The sequence below is a fragment of the Micromonospora auratinigra genome (assembly GCF_900089595.1).
GTDB lineage: Bacteria > Actinomycetota > Actinomycetes > Mycobacteriales > Micromonosporaceae > Micromonospora > Micromonospora auratinigra.
In genome coordinates, this window is record NZ_LT594323.1 from 1,967,836 (window position 1) to 1,990,491 (window position 22,656).

Below are 22,656 nucleotides of genomic sequence, written 5' to 3' on the forward strand. Positions count from 1 at the left end.
GCGCGGAGGCCCGCGGCGCGGTGCGCCACGGGCCTCCGTCGTGTCGTCGGACTACAGGTACTGGCCGGTGTTGCTGGCGGTCTCGATGGACCGGCCGGCCTCGGCGCCCTTGCCGCCGGAGACGAGCGTGCGGATGTAGACGATCCGCTCGCCCTTCTTGCCGGAGATGCGCGCCCAGTCGTCGGGGTTGGTGGTGTTGGGCAGGTCCTCGTTCTCGCGGAACTCGTCGACGCAGGCGTCGAGCAGGTGCTGCAGCCGCAGCCCCTTGCGTCCGGAGGTGAGGAACTCCTTGATGGCCATCTTCTTGCCCCGGTCGACGATGTTCTGGATCATCGCGCCGGAGTTGAAGTCCTTGAAGTAGAGGACTTCCTTGTCGCCGTTGGCGTAGGTGACCTCGAGGAAGCGGTTCTCCTCGGTCTCCGAGTACATCCGCAGGACGACCGCGTCGATCATGGCGGCCACGGTGGCCTGGGGGTCGCTGCCGTGTTCGGCCAGGTCGTCGGCGTGCAGGGGCAGGTCGGCGAGGACGTACTTGGAGAAGATGTCCTTCGCCGCCTCTGCGTCCGGCCGCTCGATCTTGATCTTCACGTCGAGTCGGCCGGGGCGCAGGATCGCCGGGTCGATCATGTCTTCCCGGTTGGAGGCGCCGATGACGATGACGTTCTCCAGACCCTCCACGCCGTCGATCTCGCTGAGCAGCTGGGGGACGATGGTGTTCTCGACGTCGGAGGAGACGCCGGAGCCACGGGTACGGAAGATCGAGTCCATCTCGTCGAAGAACACGATCACCGGGGTGCCCTCGCCGGCCTTCTCCCGGGCGCGCTGGAAGATCAGCCGGATGTGCCGCTCGGTCTCGCCGACGTACTTGTTGAGCAGCTCGGGACCCTTGATGTTGAGGAAGAAGCTGGTGTGCCGCTCCTTGCCCAACCGCTCGGCGATCTTCTTGGCCAGCGAGTTGGCCACCGCCTTGGCGATCAGCGTCTTGCCGCAGCCGGGCGGCCCGTAGAGCAGGATGCCCTTCGGCGGCCGGAGCTGGTGCTCGCGGAACAGGTCGGCGTGCAGGAAGGGCAGCTCCACCGCGTCGCGGATCTGCTCGATCTGCGCCTGGAGGCCACCGATGTCCTCGTAGTCGACATCCGGCACCTCCTCCAGGACCAGCTCCTCGACCTCGCTCTTCGGGATCCGCTCGTACGCGTACGCCGAGCGGGGCTCGATCATGAGCGAGTCGCCGGCCCGGATCGGCGAACCGATCAGGGTCTCGGCGAGGTGCACGATGCGCTCCTCGTCGGAGTGCGAGACCACCAGCGCCCGGTCACCCGGCGCGCCGTCGGGACCCGCGAGGATCTCCTTGAGCATCACCACCTCGCCGACCCGCTCGTAGCCGAACGCGTCGACGATGTTGAGCGCGTCGTTGAGCAGGACCTCCTGACCGCGGCGCAGCTCGTCGACCTCCAGCGAGGGCGAGACGGCGACGCGGAGCTTGCGTCCGCCGGTGAACACGTCCACCGTGCCGTCCTCGTGCTTCGCCAGGAAGACGCCGTAACCGCTCGGCGGCTGCGCGAGGCGGTCGATCTCCTCCTTGAGCGTCACGATCTGCGCGCGAGCCTCCTTGAGGGTGCTCACCAGCCGCTCGTTGTTCTCGGTCAGCCGCGCCAACTGGGCCTGGGTGGCCGCCAGCCGCTCTTCGAGCTGCCGGACGTGTCGGGGGCTTTCGGTCAACTTGCGCCGCACCAGAGCGAGTTCCTCTTGAAGGAACGCGACCTGCGTGGAGAGATCGTGGGCCTCCTTCTCCCACCGTGCGGCGCGCGAATCCGCGTCGTCGCTGCGTGCCACGTCCCACCTCCCCGGGGGGCTTGAACGTTCTGAGCTAACACTAGCCGCTATGAGCCCGATTCGGTCCTCCGCAACGCGCTCGTCACCGAAGCTTGATCGCGAAGCCCTGGTCGACGGGCGGGTACGGGCGTTCGGGTACCGTCGAGGCGTGGGACGGGAGAACATGGGGGGTGCTTCGTGACCGACGTCGCGACGGACCAGCTTCAGGTCTGGGTCGACCAGGACCTCTGCACGGGTGACGGGCTGTGTGTGCAGTACGCGCCGGAGGTCTTCGAGTTCGACGTCGACGGCCTGGCGTACGTCAAGGGCCCGGACGGCGAGCTGCGGCTCGCTCCCGGCGCCCGGGTGGACGTGCCGGAACACCTGCGCCTCGAGGTGATCGACTCGGCGAAGGAGTGCCCGGGCGAGTGCATCCACGTGGTGCGCGGCAGCGACGGCGTCGAGGTGGCCGGCCCGGAGGCCGAGGACTGACGGCTGACACACGGCGGGGGCCGGGAACCGGACGGTTCCCGGCCCCCGCCGTGTCCTAGAGCATGGGACGGCCGACCACCGAGGCGACGAGTCGGGCGAACTCCTCCAGCCGGGCGATCTGCCCGGCGCCCCCGTCGTCGAGGGTCTTGCCGAAGCGCAGCGCGTCGTGCCGGGGCGCGCCGATCGCCTCGTCCCCGGGCGGCGCCTCGTCCAGCGAGGTCAGCAGCAGGTAGACGTCGATGCTGTCGATCCGGACCTCGCCGGTGTCGGCGCGGGTCAGCCGCCGCCGGCAGCCGACCTCGGTGACCGTGGAGACCGGCACCACCCGCAGCGACGAGGTCATCGAGCCGGGTGGCCCCTCCCCCGGCGGCACGTCCTCGCCGTGCCAGAGCACCAGCCGGCTGCCGTCGCAGACGACGACCTCCTGCCAGACCCCGTTGACCTCGTTGACGAAGCGTTCCAGGGTGAAGCCGAGCACCGAGGCGCCGCGCAGCACCCCGTTCAGGGCGTCCAGGGCGATGTCGGGGTCGCGCAGGTAGGCCCGGGCGGCCGATTCCAGGTCCGCGTAGGGCGACCAGTCGGGGAAGACGGCGGGCAGGTCGTTGTTGCCGTACCCAGGCCCGCTCATGCCGCCTCCCGGTGTCCGCCGCGCGTCCCGTTGCGCTCGCTCATGCCCCTCCGCCCGTCCGGTGCCGGTCCCGCCGGGTCACGGCTGGTCCGTCTCCTGCTCCGCCGCGGCCGCCGCCTGCCGGGCCGCCTCGGCCTCGCGCAGGACCTGCCGGCGCTGGACGTACGCCTCGGTGCCCTTGCTGGGCTTGCGCCGCCGCGGCGGGGCCGTGACGCCGGGGGCGAGCTTGCGGGCGCTGACCAGGAACGCGGTGTGCGCGATCATGCGGTGGTCGGGGCGCACGGCCAGGCCCTCGGCGTGCCAGTCGCGCACCAGCGACTCCCAGGCGCGCGGCTCGGTCCAGCCGCCGCGCTCGCGCAGCGCCTCGACCAGCTCGGACAGCTGGGGGGTGGTGGCCACGTACCCGATGAAGACGCCGCCGGGCACGAGCGCCCGCTCGACCATGTCGAGGGTCTCCCAGGGGGTGAGCATGTCCAGGATGATCCGGTCGAAACCGGTCTCCTGGCACTGCGCGACGTCACCGACGGTGAGGTTCCAGGCGGGGTGCGGCCCGTTGAAGAACGCCTCGACGTTGCGGCGGGCGATCTGGGCGAAGTCGTCGCGCATCTCCCAGGAGTGCAGCTCGCCCTCGGTGCCGACGGCGCGCAGCAGGGAGCAGGAGAGCGCGCCGGAGCCGGCGCCGGCCTCGAGGACCTTCGCGCCGGGGAAGATGTCGCCCATGGCGACGATCTGGGCGGAGTCCTTCGGGTAGATCACCTGGGCGCCGCGTGGCATGGAGAGCACGTAGTCCGACAGCAGGGGGCGCAGGGCCAGGAAGGCGGTGCCGCCGCCGGCGGTGGTGACCACACTGCCGTCGGGCAGGCCGATGAGCGTGTCGTGCTTGAGGATCCCCCGGTGGGTGTGGAACTCCTTGCCGGGCTCCAGCGTCACGGTGTGCATCCGGCCCTTGGGGTCGGTGAGCTGCACCCGGTCGCCGGGGCGGAACGGCCCCCGGTGCACAGGAGGCAGCGCCGGGACGGTGGGGTTTTCTGCGGTCACGTGTTCGTCTTCCGTTTGGGTTCCAGGAGCTGGGCCAGATCCGCGAGGTGCAGGACGCCGACGACATCTTCGCCTGCCGTCACCACGTACTGTGCGCCCGGGTGGGTGCGGACGGTCTCCAGCACGTGTTCGCCGTCGGCGCCGACGGGGAGCGCGGGCAGGCCGGCGAGGTCGCGGGAGACCGCGTCCACCGCGAGCCAGGGCCGCCGGTCGGCGGGTACGGCGTCGGCCCGGGCCGGGTCGACCAGCGCCACCGGACGGCCCGCCGCGTCGACGACGGCGAGCGCGGCGCCCCCGACGGCGGTCTCGGCGCGCCGGCGCTGCGCCTCGGCGAGCGGGGTGCCGCTGGGCACCGGGAACACCGGGCGGGCCAGCCGGGCGAGGTCGACCAGCGGCAGGCGGCGGTTGATCCGGGCGACCCGGATGGACTGGCCGGCGCCGCGCCACAGGGCGGCGACGACGAGCAGCACCAGCGGCAGCGCGAGCGGGGCGATCGCCCGGCGCAGCACCAGCAGCACGAGCAGGCCCACGGTGGCCAGGGCCAGCGCCCGGCCGACCCAGCCGGCCACCTCGGTGCCCCGGTGCCGGTCTCGGGTGAGCGCCCAGACCACGGCGCGCAGCGCCCGGCCGCCGTCCAGCGGCAGCCCGGGCAGGCTGTTGAAGACGGCGATCACGACGTTGCAGACGGCGAGCTGGAGCGCGAGCTGGCCGGCGAGGGTGCCGGCGGGCAGGGCGATCGTGGCGGCCACGGCGGCGGCGCCCAGCACCGCGGAGACGGCCGGGCCGGCCAGGGAGACCCGCAGCTCGACCCCGGGGCCGGGGGCGTCGCGGTCCAGCTCGGTGTACCCGCCGAGCAGTTCCAGGGTGATCCCCCGCACACCGATGCCGTGGTGCCGGGCGGTGAGCGCGTGGCCGAGCTCGTGCAGCAGCACGGAGCCGAGCAGGGAGACGGCGAAGCCGAGGCCGACCAGCCACTCGCCGAGCACGCCCACCGCGAGCTGGCGGCGGGCCAGGTCGGCGTAGAGGACGGTGACCACGGTGGTGAGCAGCAGCATCGAGGCGTCGACCCGGACCGGGACCCCGAACAGCCGGCCGACGGTCAACCGGCTGCGGCGTGGTCGTCGGCTCCTTCGCTCCACCGGGTCGATGGTACGCGGCGAGGATCATGCTCCGGTGCGGCGACGGCGGCGCTGTCACACCGGTGCCCTAACCTTCCGGGCATGACGGCGGAACCAGTGATCGACGCGCAGGACACTCCCCCGGTGCCGCCGGCCACGGTGCGGGCGTCCCTGTCGCCGTCGCGGGCGGCCGACTTCAAGACCTGCCCGCTGCTCTACCGGTTCCGCAGCATCGACCGGCTGCCCGAGCGGCCCACCGTGGAGCAGGCCCGGGGCACGCTGGTGCACGCGGTGCTGGAGCGGCTGTTCGACCTGCCGGCGGCGGCGCGCACGCCGGAGTCGGCCGGCGACCTGGTGGCCCCGCAGTGGGACCGGCTGGTCACCGAGCAGCCGGAGCTGGCCACCCTGTTCGCCCCCGACGACGAGGCCGGGCCGGCCGAGTTCCTCCGCTCGGCGGCGGGGCTGCTGGAGGGCTACTTCGCGGTGGAGGACCCGCGCCGGCTGGAGCCGGCCGAGCGGGAGGCGTTGATCTCCGCGGTGGTCGACGACGAGCTGCTGATCCGGGGCTACCTGGACCGGCTCGACGTGGCGCCCGACGGGGCGCTGCGGGTGGTCGACTACAAGACCGGCGGGGCGCCGCGCGAGGCGTTCGAGGCGCGGGCGCTGTTCCAGCTCAAGTTCTACGCCCTGGTGCTGTGGCGCACCCGGGGCGTGGTGCCCCGGGTGCTGCGGCTGCTCTACCTGAAGGACGCCGAGGTCTGCGACTACGCGCCGGACGCCGACGAGTTGCTGCGCTTCGAGCGCACCGTGGTGGCGCTCTGGCAGGCCATCGAGCAGGCGACCGCGCGACAGGACTTCCGGCCCCGGCCGAGCCGGCTCTGCGACTGGTGCAGTCACCAGGCGCGCTGCCCGAGCTTCGGCGGCACCCCGCCGCCGTTCCCGGCGGCCGGAGCGGGCGACCCGCTGACCGACGCCCGGTCCCGGCCGGTGACCCCGGGCGCCGACGAGTGACTCTCCTCCTTCGGGAGGAGACCGGCCTCGGCCTCGGCGACGAGGGGGTTCGCCGGGTGGCGGCTAGCGTCGGGGCATGACCGACCGGGTGCGGGCGTGGGCCCGCCGCCGTCCGCTGGCCGCCGACGCCGCGCTCGCGGTGGCCCTGGTGCTGATGGACGCGGCGTTCCAGCTGCTCACCCCGCGCGAGCTGCGGACCGCGCAGCTCTGGTCGACGCTGGGCTGGAGCGTGCTGTGCGCCGCTCCGGTGGTCGCCCGCCGGGTGGCCCCGTGGCCGGCGGTGGGGGCGGCCGTGGCCAGCCTGGCGGTGCTGGTGCCGCTGGGGCACTCGCCGGCCACCCAGGGGCTGGCCTTCGTCGTGCTCACCTACACGATGGCGGCGTACCGGCCGGCCCGCCCGGCGGCTGCGGCGGCGCTGCTGATCTGGCTGCCGGTGGTGGTGGCGAACCTGCTCGTCCCGCCGGCCGGCGCGGTCGAGATCGGGCCGGCGTACCTGGTGCTCAACAACGTGCTGATCGCCGCCGTGGCGTACGCGGTGGGCCGGGCGGTGCGGGCGCGCCGGCAGTCGACCCGGATGCTGCGCGAGCGGGCCCGGATCGCCGAGGCGACCCAGCGTTCGCTGGCCGAGCAGGCGGTCGCCGACGAGCGGCGGCGCATCGCCCGCGAGCTGCACGACGTGGTGGCCCACCAGGTCAGCGTGATGGGGGTGCTGGCCACCGGGGCGCGGCGGGTGCTGCGCCGCGACCCGGACGCCGCCGACGAGGCGATGGCCACCGTCGAGGAGACCGGCCGGGCGACCCTGCGGGAGCTGCGCCGGCTGCTGGACGTGCTGCGCACCGACGCCGAGCCGGCCGCCGAGCTGGCCCCGCAGCCCGGCCTGACCGGCGTCGAGGCGCTGGTGGAGCAGGTCCGGGAGGCGGGGCTGGCGGTGACGCTGCGGGTCGACGGCGGACCCGCGCCGGTGCAGGAGGGGGTGGCGCTGGCCGTCTACCGGGTGGTGCAGGAGGCGCTGACCAACGCGCTCAAGCACGCCGGCCCGGCGACCGCGCTGGTCCGGCTCACCTGGACGGCGGACGCCCTGGCGGTGGAGGTGACCGACACCGGGCGGGGCCCGGCCCCGGCGGCCGACCGGGTCGGGCACGGCCTGGTCGGGATGCGCGAGCGGGTCGCCCTCTACGGTGGGGTGCTGCGGACCGGGCCGCGGCCCGGCGGCGGCTTCCGGGTGTACGCGCGGATCCCGCTCGACGACTCCGCCGGGACGGTCCCGGCCCGAACGCTGACGGAGGAACACCGGTGACCGACGGCACCACGACGGCCCGCCCGGTACGGGTGCTGCTCGTCGACGACCAGCCGCTGCTGCGTACCGGCTTCCGGATGGTGCTCGGCACCGAGGAGGACCTGGACATCGTGGCCGAGGCCTCGGACGGCGTGGAGGCGGTGGAGTTGTCCCGCCGGCTGCTGCCGGACGTGGTGCTGATGGACATCCGGATGCCCCGGATGGACGGGGTGGCCGCCACCCGGGCGATCGTGGACGCCCGGCTGCCGGTGCGGGTGCTCATCCTGACCACCTTCGACCTGGACGAGTACGTCGTCGGGGCGTTGCGGGCCGGGGCGAGCGGCTTCCTGGCCAAGGACGTGCCGGCGGAGGACCTGGTCACCGCGATCCGCACGGTGGCGGCCGGGGAGGCGGTGGTGGCGCCGCGGATCCTGCGCCGGCTGCTGGACCGGTTCGCCGACGTGCTGCCCGACCCGGCGGCCACCCCGCCGAAGGCGCTGGACGCGCTGACCGAGCGGGAACGGGAGGTCCTGGTGCAGGTGGCGCGGGGGCTGTCCAACGCCGAGATCGCCCGGGCGCTGTCGGTCAGCGAGACCACCATCAAGACCCACGTCGGGCACGTGCTGACCAAGTTGGGGCTGCGCGACCGGGTGCAGGCCGTGGTGCTGGCGTACGAGACGGGTCTGGTCCGCCCGGGAGCGTGACCACCGGCCGCCCGGCGAGGTTGACCATGACGCGGCGTGAGGTTCCAGCGTCGGCGGCGCCGGGCCGTCAGGGCCCACCCTGAGGAGAGGTAGGGGGCGACCCCCACCGGGATTTCCGGCGCCGGCTCCGCCCGCGGGCGGACGGATTCTCGATCGGGCCCGGCGAGGATGGGTCAGGCCGCACCGACCAGCGGGGGCGGTGCGGTATCGGCAGGCAGACGGAAGAGGTGGATGACGTGACCGCGACGGTGGGACGGCAGGCGCAGGCCGCGGCCCGGGCGAGCGACGTGTGGAAGGTGTACGGCACGGGCGAGGCCCAGGTCAACGCGCTGCGGGGGGTGAGCTGCGAGTTCGAGCGGGGCCGCTTCACCGCCATCATGGGCCCGTCCGGCTCGGGCAAGTCGACCCTGATGCACTGCATGGCCGGCCTGGACTCGGTGACCCGGGGCGAGGTGATGATCGGCGACACCACGGTCACCGGCCTGGGTGACGCCGGGCTGACCAAGCTGCGCCGGGACAAGGTGGGATTCATCTTCCAGCAGTTCAACCTGCTGCCGACGCTCACCGCCGAGGAGAACATCCTGCTGCCGCTGTCGATCGCCGGCCGCAAGCCGGACCCGCAGTGGTACGACACGGTGATCGACACGGTCGGCCTGCGCGACCGGCTGCGGCACCGGCCGGCGCAGCTCTCCGGCGGCCAGCAGCAGCGGGTGGCCTGCGCGCGGGCGCTGGTCGCCCGCCCCGAGGTGATCTTCGCGGACGAGCCGACCGGCAACCTGGACTCGCGGGCCGGCGCCGAGGTGCTGAACTTCCTGCGCAACTCGGTACGCGAGCACGGGCAGACCATCGTCATGGTCACCCACGACCCGACCGCCGCCGCGTACGCCGACCGGGTGGTGTTCCTCGCCGACGGGCAGATCGTCTCGGAGCTGATCGAGCCGACCGCCGAGACGGTGCTGGACACCATGAAGAAGCTGGACACCCCGGCCGAGGTGGCGAACTGATGTTCCGGGCCACCCTCAAGAGCCTGCTGGCGCGCAAGGTGCGCCTGGTGCTGTCCGGCCTGGCCGTGGTGCTGGGCGTCATGTTCGTCTCGGGCGCGTTCGTGCTGACCGACACCCTCGGCCGCTCGTTCGACGCGGTCTTCGCCGACGGGTTCTCCGACATCGACGTCAACGTCGCCGGGAAGCCGAAGGTCGCCGTCGGCGAGTCCGAGGGCGAGCAGGTCGCCGCCCCGGTGCCCGCCTCGGTGCTGGAGCGGGTGCGGGCGGTGCCCGGCGTGGCGGAGGCCCGCGGCGTGGTCAACGCCGACGGCACCCGCCTGATCGGCGCCAACGGCAAGGCGGTCACCTCGTTCGGGCCGCCGCAGGTCGGTGAGAACTGGCTGGGCGAGAGCGACCTGGTGACGTTGCGCGAGGGGCGCGGCCCGCAGGCGGACACCGAGATCGTGGTGAACGCCTCGCTGGCCGAGGCGGCCAAGGTGCGGGTGGGCGACCGGGTCGGGGTGCTCACCCCGCTGTCGTCGAAGCGGCAGGACTTCACCCTGGTGGGCGTCTTCGGCTACAGCGGCGACCGGGACTCGCTCGGCGGCGTCAACGAGGTCGCCTTCACCACGCCGGTCGCGCAGCGGCTGATCCTCGGCAAGCCGGACGTCTTCACCAGCGTCACCGTACGGGCCGCCGGCGGGACCACCGCGACGGCGCTGCGCGACACGGTGGCCGGCACGCTCGGCTCGGAGTACGCGGTCAAGACCGGCGCGCAGCTGGCGGCGGAGACCTCGGCCGGGCTGAAGGAGGGACTCTCCTTCATCAACAAGATCCTGCTCGGCTTCGCCGCGGTGGCGCTGCTGGTCGGCACCTTCCTGATCCTGAACACCTTCTCGATCATCATCGCGCAGCGCACCCGGGAGCTGGCCCTGCTGCGCGCGGTCGGGGCCAGCGGCCGGCAGATCATCGGCTCGGTGGTCGTCGAGGCGCTCGCGGTGGGCCTGATCGCCTCGGTGCTCGGGCTGGGCGCCGGCATCGGCGTCGGCGCGCTGCTGGCGACCATCGTCGGCAAGCGCGGTGGGCTGGCCATCGCGGGGATCGGCGTACCGGCCGCGGCGGTGATCGCCGCGTTCTCCGTCGGCATGGTGATCACGGTGCTGGCGGCGCTGCTGCCGGCGCTGCGGGCCTCGCGGATCCCGCCGATCGCGGCGATGCAGGACGTCGCCACCCCGGACCGGCCGCTGACCCGGGTGACCGTGGGCGGCACGGTGGTGACCGGGATCGGGGCGGTGCTGCTCTTCCTCGGGCTCACCGACCGCGCCGGCGGCCACGCGCTGTGGGCGGTGCTGGCCGGCGTGCTCTTCGCCCTGATCGGGGTGGCGCTGCTGACCCCGCTGATCAGCCGCCCGCTGGTCGCCCTGCTCGGGTCGATCTTCGCCTGGTCGGTGCCGGGCAAGCTGGGCCGGCTCAACTCCGGGCGCAACCCCCGGCGCACCGCGATCACCGCCGCCGCGCTGATGGTCGGCATCGCCCTGGTCACCGGCGTGACGGTGATCCTCGACTCGGCCAAGGGCAGCATCACCGCGCTGGCCGAGGACACCATCAAGGCGGAGCTGGTGATCGCCGGCGACCGTAGCGGCCCCCGGCCGGCCAGCTTCGACCCGGCGGTGCTGGAGCAGATCGCCGCGCTGCCCGGGGTGCGGCTGGTCGACGGCGAGTACGGCGACCTCGCCTCGGTCGGCGGCACCCGCACCTACGTGGCGGCGGGCAGCAACCCGGCCGCCCTGCAGGGGGTGTTCGGGGCCGAGGCGACCGCCGGTGACATCAGCCGGCTCGGCCCCGACCAGATGCTGATCAACACGGACGTGGCGAAGTCCCGCAACCTGTCGGTCGGCTCGACGGTCACCGTGCAGCTGTCCCGGGGCGAGCCGCACACGTACACGGTCAGCGGCATCTACCGCAGCTCCCAGCTCACCAACCCGGTGATGCTGCCGGCGCAGGCGGCCCGCGACTTCGCCATCCCGCAGCCTATCCAGGGCTACGTACAGCTCGCCCCGGGCACCGCGGTGGCGGACGTGCAGCCCCGGGTGGAGCGGTTGCTGGCCGACAGTCCCGAGGTGGCGGTGGCCGACCGGGGCGCGTTCATCAAGCAGCAGACCAGCCAGCTCGACACGCCGCTGCAGATGATCCAGATCCTGCTGGCGCTGGCCATCGTGATCGCGGTGCTGGGCATCATCAACACCCTCGCCCTGTCGGTGCTGGAGCGGACCCGCGAGCTGGGCCTGCTGCGGGCGATCGGGCTGCGCCGGTCGCTGACCATGTGGATGATCACCGTGGAGGCCGTGGTGATCTCGATCTTCGGGGCGCTGCTCGGGGTAGTGGTCGGCACCGGCCTGGGCGCCGCGGTGATCCGGGCGCTCAAGGACGACGGCTTCACCGAGCTGGTCCTGCCCTGGGGGCAGATGGTGACCTTCCTGGTGTTGGCCGCGATCATCGGGGTGATCGCCGCGGCGCTGCCCGCGGTGCGCGCCGCCCGGATCAACGTGCTGGGCGCCATCGCCCACGACTGATCCGCCCCGGCAGCCGGGGCCCCGCCGCGCGGCGGGGCCCCGGCCCGGGTCAGGCCGGCGGTTCGCCGAGCAGCGCCGCGAGCAGCTCCAGGTCCGCCCCGGTCAGGCTCTCCAGCTGGTGTACGCCGTCGGTGGGCGGCAGCGGCACCTCCGCCGGTACGGCCAGCACGGCGGCCCCGGCGGCCAGCGCGCTGGCCACCCCGGTCGGCGAGTCCTCGATCGCGACGCACCGGGCGATCGGCACCCCCAGCAGCCGGGCCGCGGTCAGGTACGGCTCCGGGTGCGGCTTGGCCGCGACCACCTCGTCGCCGCAGACGACGGCGTCGAAGCTGTCCCGCCCGAGGGTGTCCAGGGCGACCTCGACCAGCGGCCGGGTGCTGGAGGTGACCAGGGCGGTCGGCACGCCGGCCGCACGGACCGCGCGGAGCAGGGCGAGCGCGCCGGGCCGCCAGCGCAGCCCGCCGCGGAACAGCTCCAGGATCCGCGCGTCGATCCAGGCGGCGCTGTCCCGCCAGTCGCGCTGCGGCTGGCCGAGGTCGTCGTGCACGATCCGCATGGCGTCGGCCTGGCTGGTGCCGATGACCGCGGCGCGGGCGCTCGCCGACAGGCTACCGCCGTAGCGCGCCGCCAGCTCCTGCAACGCGACGTCCCACAGCTTCTCGCTGTCGACCAGGGTGCCGTCCATGTCGAAGAGCACGGCGGCGGGGTGTCTGCTGCTCAGCGGGGCCTCCTCAGGTGGGCGTACCGGCCGATCCTCTCAGCCGCCCGGCGGGCCGGGTGCGCCCTCCCGCCCGGAGGTGACCTGCGGCATCAGCCGAGGTCGCAGGCGTCCAGGGACTTCTCGTAGCCCCGGAAGAACGAGTCGGTGCGCTGCTCGGCGGTGCCGTGCGAGCCCTCGGCGAACCACGGCTGGTCCGGGTCGTCGCCGACCGCGAGCAGCCCTTCGCGGAACTCGTCCAGGTCGCCCTCGGCCAGGGTGAGCACCTTGGCCCGCACGTTGTCACCGATGTACGCCCCGGCCATGCAGTCGGCCTGCAACTCCTGCTGGATGGTGAAGTTGTAGCGGATGCCGAGGCGGACCTGCACGCCGTGCGCGTACTCGTGCCCGAGCAGGTAGAACAGGAACGCGTCGCCGACCTGCCGGAACGCCGCCACCGACCAGTTCACGTCGTAGGCGATGAAGTCCCCGTCCGAGCAGTAGACGGCGTTGTTGCGGGGCAGGCCCTGCCCACCGCAGGACACCTCCCCGGCCCGGCTGTACGGCACCACCCGCCGGATCGGGGTGAACCGCTTGCCGGAGGCCCGGAACTGTTCGGTCCAGTAGCGTTCGGCGATCTCCACGGCGTCGTTGAAGTCTCTCTTGAACTCGGCGACGCTGGTGGTGCCGTCCGCCCGGGTGGTCGCCGTGCCCGGGGACGCCGGCTGCCCGCTGCGCCGGGGCTGCTCCGGCTGCTGCGGCTCACCCTGCGGGTCGCCCTGGCCGGTTCCGCCGCCCATGCACCCGGCCGCCACGATCGCCGCCACCAGGAACCCGGCCAGCGCTGCCCCACGCCGCCGTCCCGCCTGCTGCCCCACGGTTGCCTCCCCGGCTCGGTCCCAGTGTCGTGCGCAGTACCCCGACCGCGCGGTCTTGATGCCCACCGCTGATCACGCGCCACCGGCCGGGATCGTTCACGCGTCGCCGGACCGACGTGCGCCCGACGGCCAGATGATCTCTGTGGTGCTCCCCCGGTACAGTCCATCGCGTGACTGACCCTGTGGCCCACTCGAGCCTCGTCTACTGGCGACGGAGCATCTGGAACGGCCGTCGCTGCGTACCGGTGCTGATGACCCTCGACCAGGGCTGGCTGCGCGCCCGCGACCGGGCCGGCGCGGATCTGTTCGCCGTGCCGGCCGGGCAGGTCAGCGGTCGCCTCACCCGGTTGGGCACCCTGCTGCTGACCGTGCAGGGCACGCGGTACGCGCTGGTCGGGCGGGGCTCCGACATCTCCCCGGACCCGAGCCCGCAGCAGCGGCGCGAGTGCGCCGACTTCTGGGCCCGTCGGCCGGCCCCGGCCGCCGAGGGGCCGGGCTTCCTGGACATGGTCTTCAACGGCGCGGCCGCCTGGAACACCCGCACCTGGCGCGACGCCCTGGCCGCGGGCGGGGCGGCCGTCCGCTGACCACCCACGCTCCCGCGATGATCGACTTCGACGCGCACGAGCGGTCCCGGTGGGCGGGGCGGGCGGCGGCGTACCGGCGCAGTTTCGGCCGGCTCTGCGCGTACCCGGCGGAGGCACTGCTGGACGCGGCGGCGGTGACGGCCGGGCGGCGGCTGCTCGACGCGGGCACCGGGACCGGCACCGTCGCGGCGGCGGCGCTGGCCCGGGGCGCGCGGGTGGTGGCGGTCGACGCCGACGCCGGCATGCTGGCGGAGGCCCGGCGGACCGCCCCCGGCGCCCGGGTCCAGCAGGCCGCCCTGCCGCGCCTGCCCCATCCGGCCGGCGTGTTCGACGCGGTGGTGGCCAACTTCGTGCTCAACCACGTGGCCGACCCCGCGGCCGCGCTCGCCGAGCTGCGCCGGGTGATCCGGCCCGGTGGCCGGGTCGCGGTCACCGTCTGGCCCAGCCCGCACCCGCCGTTGCAACGGCTCTGGGGCGAGGCCGTCGCCGCCGCCGGCGTCCCGGTCCCGACCGACCTGCCCCGGCTGGCGCCGGAGCGGGACTTCCCCCGCACCGAGGCCGGACTCGCCGGGCTGCTGGCCGCCGCCGGGCTCACCGACGTGCGGGCGGCGACGCCGACCTGGACCCACCACACCGACCCGGAGGACTGGTGGGCGGGGCCGGCGGCCGGCATCAGCACCGTCGGGCTGCTGTGGGAGCGGGCGCCGGCCGCCGCGCGGCAGCGCCTGCGGCAGGAGTACGACCGGCTCAGCGCCGCCTACCGGCAGGCCGACGGCAGCCTGGCGCTGCCCACCGCCGCGCTGCTCGGCTCCGGCCGGGTCGGCTGAGTCCTGCGCTCCGGAGACCCACGGCTCAGCCGAGCCGTGCCCGGGGCACCCGGCGGGCGCCCAGCAGGGTGCGGTACCGGGGGCGGCGGCGGAACGCGGCGTACGACCAGACCGCCGGGCGGCCCACCTCCCGGCACAGGTGCAGCACCTCGTCGTCGCCCAGCACCACCCCGACGTGCGCCCCGTACGGATCGCCGGTCGGGTTGAACAGCACCAGGTCGAGCGGGCGAGGCACGGCGACGGTACGCAGGCGCGGGTCGGTCCACAGCTCGCGGGAGCGCAGCCTCGGCACGGCACGCCCGAACAGGGCCAGCACCGCCGAGGCGTAGCGCTGGCAGTTGGCGCCCGCCGTCGGCGGCTCGACGGGCTCGCGCAGCGGGTGCCGCCGGCCGTCGTAGGGCACGGTGGCCACCCAGTCCGGCCAGCCGCCGGCCGGGGTGGGCCAGCCCGGCCCCGGGTGCGCCGGCCGCTCGCCGGTCGGGCTCAGTCCAGGCCGCGCAGAATGTTCGGCTCGGCGTCGTCCTCGCCGAAGCAGCGGTGCATCAGCAGCGCCCGGGCCCACAGGTCCAGGCTGCTCGGCGGCTCGACGGAACGCACGACGGCCGGTGCCCGCACCACCATCGCTCGGTCCGGCGGAACCTGCGACGCGATGTCGTCGATCATCTCCGCCCCCTCTCCTCGTCCCCTCATGCTCACCCCGATGTCGTGATGCGCATACCCCAGTTTGGGCCAACGAACCGGAGAGGGGTTGGAGACGGGGTCGACACAGGGGTACGCCGAGCGCTCAACCGGCGTTCACCGAAATTGATCCAGACCGTTACTTTCATCCTGATCAATACGGGTGCGATCATTCCCGCCTCGGACGGAGCACCATGACCCGCACCCTGCGCGCCACGGCCATCAGCCTCGCCGCGGTCCTCGCCGCCACCCTCGGCCTGCACCAACCGGCCCGGGCCGCCGGCTACTCCGCCTCGCTGACCACCGCCGTAGCCGGCCTGCCCGTCGCCACCGAGGTCCGCACCGGCTACAGCCGTGACCTCTTCCCGCACTGGATCGACGCCGACGGCGACGGCTGCTCCACCCGCAACGAGGTCCTGCTCGCCGAGGCCGTCTCCGCCCCCACGGTCAGCGGCACCTGCACCCTCTCCGGCGGCCGCTGGTACTCCTACTACGACAACGCCTACTGGACGCTCACCGGCGACCTGGACATCGACCACATGGTGCCGCTCGCCGAGGCCTGGGACTCCGGGGCACGCTCCTGGACCACCAGCCGCCGTCAGGCGTACGCCAACGACCTCGGCGACGCCCGCGCGCTGGCCGCCGTCACCGACAACGTCAACCAGGCCAAGGGCGACCAGGACCCGGCCACCTGGCTGCCCCCGTACGCCGCCGCCCGCTGCCGCTACGTCGGCGAGTGGGTCGCCGTGAAGATCCGCTGGCGGCTGACCGTGGACAGCGCGGAGAGGAGCGCGCTGACCAGCTGGGCGAACAACTGCCCCAGCGCGACCGTCTCGGTCAGCTACGCGTACTGACCCGCGGTGTCGCCGGCCCGCCACCTCGGCGGGCCGACGGACGTCGGCGCCGATCAGGCCAGCGCCCGCGTGATCAGTCCGTCCGGTCCCAGGTTCGCGGCCAGCAGCCGGACCGCTCTGGCCCGCCAGGTGTCGCCGTAGTCGCCCGGGGTGAACGCCTCCCCGGCCAGGAACGCGATGTCGGCGAGTCCCCGGCTGCCCCGCCAGTACGCGAGCCGGCGCGGGTCGATCGTCACCGGCCCGTACCCCTCGAAGAACCAGTCCCGCTCCCGGTCACCGATGTGCTCGCCGCCGTAGGTGCCGCCGAGCACGAACATCAGGTCGTGTTCGGGCGTGGACAGCGCCGCGTCGTCCCAGTCGATGAGCCACATCCGCCCGGGACCCGCCAGCACGTTGCCCAGGTGCGGATCCGTGTGGCACACCGTCGACGGCGTCACCTCCACCGCCAACGACGCCACCCGGTCCACCACGGCCGCGATGCGCGCAGCGTGGTCCGTCCAGATCGTCCTGGCCTCCGCCGCGATCGCGTCGACCGGCGGCGAGTCGCGCAGCAACGCCTCGGTCGCCCGGGTCGCCGCCAGGTCCGCGGCGTGGCCGGCGACCGGCAGCACGGCCGCCAGGTCCGACGTGACCGGCAGCGCGTGCGTCGCGGCCAGCACCGTGCCGAACTCGCGCCACTGGGCCTCGTCCAGGCCGCCGTCGAGGCCGTTGCGGTCACCGACCCAGGGGGTGACCGACAGGCGGCGTCCGCCCCGCTCGGACCAGAGCCGGCCGTCCCGGGTCCGCACCGGCGCGGCCACCGCCCGCACGCCCCGCTCGGCCAGCGCGCTGGGCACCACGAGCCCGGCGGCGCTGCCACCGGCCGACCACTTGATCGCGTACGAGGTCGACTCCGTGCGGCCCCGCAGGTTCTGCGCGGCGCGGTCCACCCCGCCGTCGATCGCTTCGACGGAGGTCAGGTGGATACCGAAGTCCTCGGCGACGTGGTCGATCACGGCGGGGATGCTAGCCCGTCCGTTCCCGTCCGGCCCGTGAATATCGCCGCCGTGGCACACGCCCCCGCTCACGCCCAGTGTCAGTTCACCGGCTCCGCGCACCCGGATCGGGGCCGTTGCTGATCGTTGCGCCGGCCGGGCAGACTGACGCCTGGCCGTCCACCGGGACGGTCGGGCGATCGACCTGCGGCAGCAGTAACGATCGACATGCTCCGACAGGGATCGGGGGACCATGGACGTCGCGACCGACCCGGCCGAGGGTGGGAACGAGACCGACGGCTGGTTCGACTCCTGGTTCGGCACCCTGTTCCTGGCCGGCCTCAACCTGGTGGCCGCTGCCGCGTGCCACGCCGTCGGCTGGTGGGATGCCGCCCGGACGGCCTACACGGCGGTGCCGACGATTCTGCTGCTGCGGTTGGCCGTCCTGGTCGGGCGATCCGTCCAGCGGCGTCGCCGGCTCCAGCGGGCGGGCTCGCGACGCGTCTTCGTCGGCTGGCTGGTCGCCGCACTCCTGGCCTTCGCGGCCATGTTCCCGGCCCTGGCGTACACCGGTGACGACGGGTGGGGCGTGCTCGCCGTGCTGGCCCTGTTCCTGCTGTTCCTGGGGTGCCTCGTCCCCATGGTCTTCGAGGCGCGCCGGATCACGCGGGACCGGTCGGCCGCCGGCTAGCGTTCCGCCGGCACAGCGCGAGGGCGTGCGCCGGCCGGAGACGCGCAGCCGTGGGCTGCCATGCTCTCCAACCATGCGGGTACGTCAGTACGTGTACTTCTCGTTGCGCTCGGAGCACGTACCGGCCGAGGCGATGACAACGCGGTTGGGTATGACGCCCGACGAGATCCTGGTCAGGGGCAGCAGGAGGCAGCACCCTCCCCTGCCGGCGGTCCACGCCTGGAAGATCGTCTGCCGCGATGGCGGCCTGCGGGTCGACGAGCAGATCGACCGCGTCATCGACCGGCTCGAGCCCGTCACCGGTCAGATCGCGGCCCTGGTCGCGGAGAGCGATGACGGGCAAGGAGCGGGCGTGACCGCCCAACTCCAGGTGGTGCGCTACCTCAATGACGACGAGGGCGAAGCGGAGAGTCCCCAGCCGGACGACACGGACCTGGTCCGCCTGCCCGGCCAACACCAACTTCTCGGCTGGCACCTCGACCGTCGGGTGCTGGAATTCCTGCACGACACCGGAGCCGAGCTGGACGTGGACGAGTACGGCTATGAGTGAGGCGCGGCCTGCCCGGTCGGCTGGCCGGTCGAGGCCGGAGCGGGCGGCGGAGGCGAGGTCGGCACGGACGCGGGACGCGAAGCTGGTCTCGGCGGTGGCGGATGTGAGCAGGCGGCGATCCGGCCGACCAGTGCGGGCCGTCCTGGTCCGCGCGGCGGACGCGGTCGCCCCTCGGGAGCCATCACGACCGGTCCTGACTCCACCGCCCCGATCGCGGCGAATCAAGGTACCCACTCCGGCAGGTGCCGGCATGCGGTTCCACGCCCGTCGATGGCTGGGCTGACCGCGATGGTGGCGTCCGGAAGCGGAACGGCGCTGGCGCGGCTGCTGGCGCATCGATGGGCGGAGGCGGCCACGGGGGCGGGTGCCCGGCGGTCGGAACTCGATGCCGTGCTGGCCGGTGGCGCGGCCGGTCCTTCGTTGCTTCGACGGCTGGCGCCGCCGCTCGGGTTGCACACCGCGGATCTCTTCGTGGTCGCCGGGCTCGACGTTCCGCAGGACCTGGCGGCGGCCGGCGACACCGGGCCGTGGCACGTCGGGACGGTGCTGGAGGAGGCGGCCCGGCTGACACCGCGGTCGTTACGCCGGCTGCGCGAGTTCGTCCGGTCGCTGCCCGGGCATCCGCCGGCGTGGCCCCCCGTAGCGCCACGCCACAGCTACCCGCCGGGTCCCGGCGAGATGCTGTTGCGGCTGCTGCGGAACCGGAACATCGGGCCCTACAGCCCGAAGGTGTTGTACCTGATCGGCGACGGGCCGGTGGTGTCGCACTCCACCATGGCCATGCTGGGGCCCGGCCGTACCCGCCTGACGCCCCGGTACGTGACCGCGTTCGCCACCGTCCTGGGCATCCCTGAAGACGACCTGGCCGCCGTCGCCGGAGTTCCCGCGGCCACCGCGCCACGCCGGCATCGCGACCACGTCGAGCTCGCCCGACTGGCCTGGGACGCCCGGCGACTGGACAGCGAGCAACTGTCCGAGGTGCTCGACGTCGCCCGGCGTCAGCCGTAGCCGAATGCTCCGTCGGGTGGTCGGCGCCCCGGCGGGCGACACGTGGCGTCGCACGGCCGAGCGGCAGCGGCACCGTCGGCGTCTCCATTCGCGGACACGCCATGTCGGTGGCCTCGGGTAGCTTCGGTACGGCACGGAGCACGCCGGCGAAAGGCTACGGATGGAGCTACCGGTCAGACGCGTCGAGCGGGCCGAGACGCCGGTCATGTTCGTGGCCGCCAGGGACGGGTCCGACGAGATCGGGCCCGCCTGGGACCACCTGGAGACCGTCCTCGGCTCACTGCGCGGACGGACGTTCCTCGGCGTGTTCGACGACTCCGGCAGCTATCGGTGCTGCGTGCAGGTGCGAGCCGGCGACGATCCCGACCGGCTCGGTCTCCGATCGGGCACCGTTCCGGGAGGGCGGTACCTGAGGGCGATCGTGCGTGGTCCCCAACCCGCCGCCTATGCCCTGCTCACTCCGACCTTCGCGCAGTTGCGACGCTCGGGCGACCGGGACGACACCCGCCCCAGCATCGAGTACTACCGCCGCCACGACCGGATCGACCTGCTGATGCCGGTCCGGGGCGAACTCCGAATCGACGCCCCACCTCCGACCGGCCAGCCGTAACCTGTGCGGAGATGATCGTCCGGCCGGACGTGCGACGCCCGGCTGCGACGAACCTGTCACCCCCGTCCAGACAGCCGACACACTGGAGGTTCCGTGGCCAAGGGCTACTGGGTCAGCGCGTACCGTGCCATCACGGACCCGGAGAAGCTGGCCGCCTACAACGAGTTGGCCGGTCCCGCCGTCCGGGCCGGCGGCGGTCGGGTCCTCTCCCGCGGCGACCGGGTCGTCGCACACGACGCCGGGATCGCCGGGCGCACTCTCCTGATCGAGTTCGACAGCTTCGAACAGGCCGTCGCGGCCCACGAGAGCGAGGCCTACCAGAAGGCGCTGGCCGCCCTCTCGGACGGCGTCGAACGCGACTTCCGCATCATCGAAGGCGTCGACTGACCGGGGCGACCACGCCAACGTCTGCGAGGTAACCGCTTGTCGCAGGGCGCTGTCCCTCGACAGCCTGCCTCTGGGGACCCCTGGCGGTCAGGCTACCGTCCGCCGGGTGAGCGAAACCCCCCTGTCCGAAGTCATGTCGGAACACGTGGAGACCCGGACCCCGGAGAGCTACGAGCGCTTCCTCAGGCTCTTCCGGGCCTCCACCGTCGGCATTGTCGCCAGCGGAATGCCCGCTCACGGCGTGGGCCGCCTCGTTCCCGCCTCGGGCGAACTCACCGCTGCGGGCAACAGTTCTGGCTCAGCCCCGCCCGCGCCGGACTTCCGGTCACCCTCTGGATCGACGCCACCGTCGTTCACCTGCTCATCAACGGCGTCCGACTCAAGACCGTCCCGTCCCGCCTCACCCCGGCGCATTTGCGCCAGCTCCTCGCCGACGACGGCCAACCCGCCGGACCGCCACCGCAGCCCGCGTCCCAGCCGCTCCAGGTCGAACGCCGCGTCGGCTGCCGAGGATCCCTGGTCATTGCCGGTCAACGCATCCACGTCGGCATCGCCCACGCCGGCCGCACCCTCACCGCCGAAGTCGCCGACACCACCTTCCGCGTCCACGACGGCAACCAGCTGATCACCGAGGTCGCTCAACCCACCACCAAGGCCATCGCTAGATTCAAAGCCCGTGAACCGGAGCCCGGGCGACGGGCAGCGGACAGAGCAGCCGGTCCACTCGCCCGTCCCAGCGGCCAAGGCAAGGAGCAGCAGCCCGGTGAGCTTCCACATGCACCTGCGGGCCACGGCCCCCAACGACGTCCCAGAGGACTACTCGTCGCTGCGTGACTTCATGTGGGTCGCCTGGGAGGCGCACCCGGAGGAGTACGCGGCGGGCATCGCCGATTCCATCGATAAGGACTTCGGCCGCGTCGACGAGCTCTACACCAAGGGCGTGGACCGAGGCGACGCTACAAGTGCCGCCAGCACTCTGCCGATCTTCGGCGGCCGTCACGTACACAGCCCAACAAAGGACCAACCGCCGTTCGTCATCCTGAACCCGGCCGAGGTACGCGGGGTAGCGGAGTTCCTCCGGACCGTTTCGTTCGACGAACGCTGGGAGATCGCGGGGACGCACGACGGGTGGGAAGACGAGAACCGGAGCACCTTCCTCGACTACCACAACGACCTGCGCACCTTCTACCAGCGGGCCGCGCAAGCCGGACATGCCGTCATCAAAGCCTTTCGGTACTAGGCAGTGTCTTCAAAGGATCTCGGTGTCGGATGATGTAGGGCGTGGGTCGTCGCTACGAGTTGTCTGACGTCGAGTGGGAAGCGCTGTCGAGGTATCTGCCGTCGGCGGTGACGGGTGGTCGGCCTCGGGTCGATGACCGGCGGATGCTCAACGGGATCGTGTGGAAGATCCGGGCCGGTGCGGCGTGGCGTGATGTGCCGGCCCGGTACGGGTCCTGGCAGTCGATCTACACCCGTTTCCGCAGGTGGGCCCTCGATGGCACGTTCGAGCGGATGCTCGCCGGGGTCCAGGCCGACGCGGATGCGGCAGGGGATATCGACTGGCTGGTATCGGTCGACTCGACCATCGTGCGGGCCCACCAGCACGCCGCCGGCGCTAAAGGGGGCGCCGGGAATCGGACGAACCACAAGATCACGCCCTCGGTCGATCTCGAGGTGGACTGACCACCAAGATTCACCTCGCCTGCGACGGCCTGGGCCGGACCCTTGCGTTCGTGCTCTCCGGCGGCAACGTCAACGACTGCACCCGTTTCACCCAGGTCCTCGCCGGCATCCGTGTCGAGCGTTCGGGTCCCGGCCGGCCCCGCGTCCGTCCGGACCACGTCATCGCCGACAAGGGCTACAGCTCCAAGGCCATCCGCGCCGACCTACGCCGGCGAGGCATCGGGCACACGATCCCGGAGCGCGCCGACCAGCAGGCAAACCGCCGCAGGCGAGGCAGCCGCGGTGGCCGGCCACCGGTGTTCGACAAGCAGATCTACAAGCGGCGCAACGTCGTCGAACGCTGCTTCAACCGGCTCAAGCAGTGCCGCAGCGTCGCCACCCGCTATGACAAGACCGCGACGTCGTATCAGGCCACCGTCACCATCGCCGCGCTACTCCAATGGTTGTGAACCTTTGAAGACACGGCCTAGCGCGTCAGGCAACGGTTGGAGTTCGGCAAACCCGAACCGACTCGAAGCAGTGCTAGCCGGCTCGATCCGCAGCCGGCCGCCCTGGCACAAGATCGTCTAGCCGGACGTGTCACCCACGTCCTGAGAC

At 73.1% G+C, this 22,656-nt stretch carries 25 protein-coding genes and 1 pseudogene; 16 read left to right on the forward strand and 10 right to left on the reverse strand.

The window, feature by feature from the left end:
- Positions 1-51: 51 nt before the first annotated feature.
- Positions 52-1,833: a proteasome ATPase gene (arc, locus tag GA0070611_RS09020; protein ID WP_091660743.1), complete on the reverse strand. Its 1,782-nt coding sequence runs from the start codon at positions 1,831-1,833 to the stop codon at positions 52-54.
- A gap of 177 nt (positions 1,834-2,010) precedes the next feature.
- Between arc and GA0070611_RS09025 the strand changes: the two genes are divergently transcribed.
- Positions 2,011-2,304, forward strand: coding sequence for a ferredoxin (locus tag GA0070611_RS09025; protein WP_091660747.1), 294 nt, complete (start codon positions 2,011-2,013; stop codon positions 2,302-2,304).
- Positions 2,305-2,359: 55 nt separating this feature from the next.
- Here GA0070611_RS09025 and GA0070611_RS09030 read toward each other — a convergent pair whose 3' ends face one another.
- From GA0070611_RS09030 to GA0070611_RS09040, 3 genes are all read right to left on the reverse strand, one after another.
- Positions 2,360-2,932, reverse strand: a complete 573-nt coding sequence (locus GA0070611_RS09030; protein WP_091660750.1) for a hypothetical protein — start codon at positions 2,930-2,932, stop codon at positions 2,360-2,362.
- Between the two features lie 78 nt (positions 2,933-3,010).
- Positions 3,011-3,970 carry a tRNA (adenine-N1)-methyltransferase gene (locus GA0070611_RS09035; RefSeq protein WP_091660752.1) on the reverse strand — a complete coding sequence of 320 codons (960 nt, stop codon included), beginning with the start codon at positions 3,968-3,970 and terminating at the stop codon, positions 3,011-3,013.
- A complete protein-coding gene (locus GA0070611_RS09040; RefSeq protein WP_091672695.1) occupies positions 3,967-5,058 on the reverse strand; it encodes a site-2 protease family protein in 1,092 nt (363 codons plus the stop codon). The genes GA0070611_RS09035 and GA0070611_RS09040 overlap by 4 nt, the downstream gene beginning before the upstream one ends.
- A 132-nt stretch (positions 5,059-5,190) precedes the next feature.
- Here GA0070611_RS09040 and GA0070611_RS09045 point away from each other — a divergent pair, with 132 nt between their 5' ends.
- From GA0070611_RS09045 to GA0070611_RS09065, 5 genes are all read left to right on the forward strand, one after another.
- On the forward strand, positions 5,191-6,099 hold the full coding sequence (locus GA0070611_RS09045) for a RecB family exonuclease (protein ID WP_091660754.1): 909 nt from the start codon (positions 5,191-5,193) through the stop codon (positions 6,097-6,099).
- A 76-nt stretch (positions 6,100-6,175) separates the two neighbouring features.
- Positions 6,176-7,396 carry a sensor histidine kinase gene (locus GA0070611_RS32190; RefSeq protein ID WP_091660757.1) on the forward strand — a complete coding sequence of 407 codons (1,221 nt, stop codon included), beginning with the start codon at positions 6,176-6,178 and terminating at the stop codon, positions 7,394-7,396.
- Positions 7,393-8,079: a response regulator gene (locus GA0070611_RS09055; RefSeq protein WP_091660761.1), complete on the forward strand. Its 687-nt coding sequence runs from the start codon at positions 7,393-7,395 to the stop codon at positions 8,077-8,079. The genes GA0070611_RS32190 and GA0070611_RS09055 overlap by 4 nt, the downstream gene beginning before the upstream one ends.
- 236 nt (positions 8,080-8,315) lie before the next feature.
- Positions 8,316-9,083: an ABC transporter ATP-binding protein gene (locus tag GA0070611_RS09060; protein WP_091660763.1), complete on the forward strand. Its 768-nt coding sequence runs from the start codon at positions 8,316-8,318 to the stop codon at positions 9,081-9,083.
- Positions 9,083-11,635, forward strand: coding sequence for an ABC transporter permease (locus GA0070611_RS09065; RefSeq protein ID WP_091660766.1), 2,553 nt, complete (start codon positions 9,083-9,085; stop codon positions 11,633-11,635). The genes GA0070611_RS09060 and GA0070611_RS09065 overlap by 1 nt, the downstream gene beginning before the upstream one ends.
- Before the next feature lie 49 nt (positions 11,636-11,684).
- On the opposite strand, the gene GA0070611_RS09070 is transcribed toward GA0070611_RS09065, so the two are convergent.
- Both GA0070611_RS09070 and GA0070611_RS09075 read right to left on the reverse strand, forming a co-directional pair.
- Positions 11,685-12,332, reverse strand: coding sequence for an HAD family hydrolase (locus tag GA0070611_RS09070; RefSeq protein WP_091660768.1), 648 nt, complete (start codon positions 12,330-12,332; stop codon positions 11,685-11,687).
- A 113-nt stretch (positions 12,333-12,445) separates the two neighbouring features.
- Positions 12,446-13,210 (reverse strand): neutral zinc metallopeptidase, encoded by a 765-nt coding sequence (locus GA0070611_RS09075; RefSeq protein WP_091660770.1) that lies wholly within the window; start codon positions 13,208-13,210, stop codon positions 12,446-12,448.
- A 170-nt stretch (positions 13,211-13,380) separates the two neighbouring features.
- On the opposite strand from GA0070611_RS09075, the gene GA0070611_RS09080 reads away from it, so the two are divergent.
- Together GA0070611_RS09080 and GA0070611_RS09085 are read left to right on the forward strand one after the other, a co-directional pair.
- Positions 13,381-13,797, forward strand: coding sequence for a hypothetical protein (locus GA0070611_RS09080; RefSeq protein ID WP_157740271.1), 417 nt, complete (start codon positions 13,381-13,383; stop codon positions 13,795-13,797).
- A 17-nt stretch (positions 13,798-13,814) separates the two neighbouring features.
- Positions 13,815-14,624, forward strand: coding sequence for a class I SAM-dependent methyltransferase (locus GA0070611_RS09085; RefSeq protein ID WP_091660776.1), 810 nt, complete (start codon positions 13,815-13,817; stop codon positions 14,622-14,624).
- A gap of 25 nt (positions 14,625-14,649) precedes the next feature.
- On the opposite strand, the gene GA0070611_RS09090 is transcribed toward GA0070611_RS09085, so the two are convergent.
- Both GA0070611_RS09090 and GA0070611_RS09095 read right to left on the reverse strand, forming a co-directional pair.
- Positions 14,650-15,027, reverse strand: coding sequence for a C40 family peptidase (locus GA0070611_RS09090; RefSeq protein WP_197675889.1), 378 nt, complete (start codon positions 15,025-15,027; stop codon positions 14,650-14,652).
- A gap of 80 nt (positions 15,028-15,107) precedes the next feature.
- On the reverse strand, positions 15,108-15,287 hold the full coding sequence (locus GA0070611_RS09095; protein ID WP_091660783.1) for a hypothetical protein: 180 nt from the start codon (positions 15,285-15,287) through the stop codon (positions 15,108-15,110).
- Between the two features lie 209 nt (positions 15,288-15,496).
- On the opposite strand from GA0070611_RS09095, the gene GA0070611_RS09100 reads away from it, so the two are divergent.
- Positions 15,497-16,156: an HNH endonuclease family protein gene (locus tag GA0070611_RS09100; protein WP_091660786.1), complete on the forward strand. Its 660-nt coding sequence runs from the start codon at positions 15,497-15,499 to the stop codon at positions 16,154-16,156.
- Between the two features lie 53 nt (positions 16,157-16,209).
- Here the strand turns inward: GA0070611_RS09100 and GA0070611_RS09105 are convergent, their stop codons facing one another.
- Complete coding sequence (locus tag GA0070611_RS09105; RefSeq protein WP_157740272.1) at positions 16,210-17,151, reverse strand: phosphotransferase enzyme family protein; 942 nt, start codon at positions 17,149-17,151, stop codon at positions 16,210-16,212.
- 232 nt (positions 17,152-17,383) lie between these two features.
- Here GA0070611_RS09105 and GA0070611_RS09110 point away from each other — a divergent pair, with 232 nt between their 5' ends.
- The 5 genes from GA0070611_RS09110 (at position 17,384) to GA0070611_RS09130 (ending at position 20,376) form a co-directional block, all read left to right on the forward strand.
- Positions 17,384-17,821, forward strand: a complete 438-nt coding sequence (locus GA0070611_RS09110) for a hypothetical protein (protein WP_091660792.1) — start codon at positions 17,384-17,386, stop codon at positions 17,819-17,821.
- A gap of 73 nt (positions 17,822-17,894) precedes the next feature.
- Positions 17,895-18,371 (forward strand): DUF4279 domain-containing protein, encoded by a 477-nt coding sequence (locus GA0070611_RS09115; protein WP_091660795.1) that lies wholly within the window; start codon positions 17,895-17,897, stop codon positions 18,369-18,371.
- Positions 18,372-18,641: 270 nt separating this feature from the next.
- Positions 18,642-19,379, forward strand: a complete 738-nt coding sequence (locus GA0070611_RS09120) for a hypothetical protein (RefSeq protein WP_157740273.1) — start codon at positions 18,642-18,644, stop codon at positions 19,377-19,379.
- A gap of 160 nt (positions 19,380-19,539) precedes the next feature.
- Entirely contained in the window at positions 19,540-19,989 is a 450-nt protein-coding gene (locus GA0070611_RS09125) for a GyrI-like domain-containing protein (protein ID WP_091660804.1), read from the forward strand.
- A gap of 93 nt (positions 19,990-20,082) precedes the next feature.
- Entirely contained in the window at positions 20,083-20,376 is a 294-nt protein-coding gene (locus GA0070611_RS09130; RefSeq protein WP_091660807.1) for a DUF1330 domain-containing protein, read from the forward strand.
- 234 nt (positions 20,377-20,610) lie between these two features.
- On the opposite strand, the gene GA0070611_RS31045 is transcribed toward GA0070611_RS09130, so the two are convergent.
- Positions 20,611-21,018 (reverse strand): hypothetical protein, encoded by a 408-nt coding sequence (locus tag GA0070611_RS31045; protein WP_157740274.1) that lies wholly within the window; start codon positions 21,016-21,018, stop codon positions 20,611-20,613.
- Between the two features lie 121 nt (positions 21,019-21,139).
- Here GA0070611_RS31045 and GA0070611_RS09140 point away from each other — a divergent pair, with 121 nt between their 5' ends.
- Positions 21,140-21,616 carry a DUF1877 family protein gene (locus GA0070611_RS09140; protein ID WP_157740275.1) on the forward strand — a complete coding sequence of 159 codons (477 nt, stop codon included), beginning with the start codon at positions 21,140-21,142 and terminating at the stop codon, positions 21,614-21,616.
- Between the two features lie 41 nt (positions 21,617-21,657).
- A pseudogene (locus GA0070611_RS09145) lies at positions 21,658-22,508 on the forward strand (IS5 family transposase).
- The last annotated feature ends 148 nt before the right edge of the window (positions 22,509-22,656 follow it).

Bases quoted from the DNA above. Each gene is read 5' to 3' on its own strand.
- GA0070611_RS09030 (WP_091660750.1), bottom strand. From the start codon at position 2,932: ATGAGCGGGCCTGGGTACGGCAACAACGACCTGCCCGCCGTCTTCCCC.
- GA0070611_RS09045 (WP_091660754.1), top strand. From the start codon at position 5,191: ATGACGGCGGAACCAGTGATCGACGCGCAGGACACTCCCCCGGTGCCG.
- GA0070611_RS32190 (WP_091660757.1), top strand. From the start codon at position 6,176: ATGACCGACCGGGTGCGGGCGTGGGCCCGCCGCCGTCCGCTGGCCGCC.
- GA0070611_RS09065 (WP_091660766.1), top strand. From the start codon at position 9,083: ATGTTCCGGGCCACCCTCAAGAGCCTGCTGGCGCGCAAGGTGCGCCTG.
- GA0070611_RS09085 (WP_091660776.1), top strand. From the start codon at position 13,815: ATGATCGACTTCGACGCGCACGAGCGGTCCCGGTGGGCGGGGCGGGCG.
- GA0070611_RS09095 (WP_091660783.1), bottom strand. From the start codon at position 15,287: ATGATCGACGACATCGCGTCGCAGGTTCCGCCGGACCGAGCGATGGTG.
- GA0070611_RS09100 (WP_091660786.1), top strand. From the start codon at position 15,497: ATGACCCGCACCCTGCGCGCCACGGCCATCAGCCTCGCCGCGGTCCTC.
- GA0070611_RS09110 (WP_091660792.1), top strand. From the start codon at position 17,384: ATGGACGTCGCGACCGACCCGGCCGAGGGTGGGAACGAGACCGACGGC.
- GA0070611_RS09115 (WP_091660795.1), top strand. From the start codon at position 17,895: ATGCGGGTACGTCAGTACGTGTACTTCTCGTTGCGCTCGGAGCACGTA.
- GA0070611_RS09120 (WP_157740273.1), top strand. From the start codon at position 18,642: ATGGCTGGGCTGACCGCGATGGTGGCGTCCGGAAGCGGAACGGCGCTG.
- GA0070611_RS09125 (WP_091660804.1), top strand. From the start codon at position 19,540: ATGGAGCTACCGGTCAGACGCGTCGAGCGGGCCGAGACGCCGGTCATG.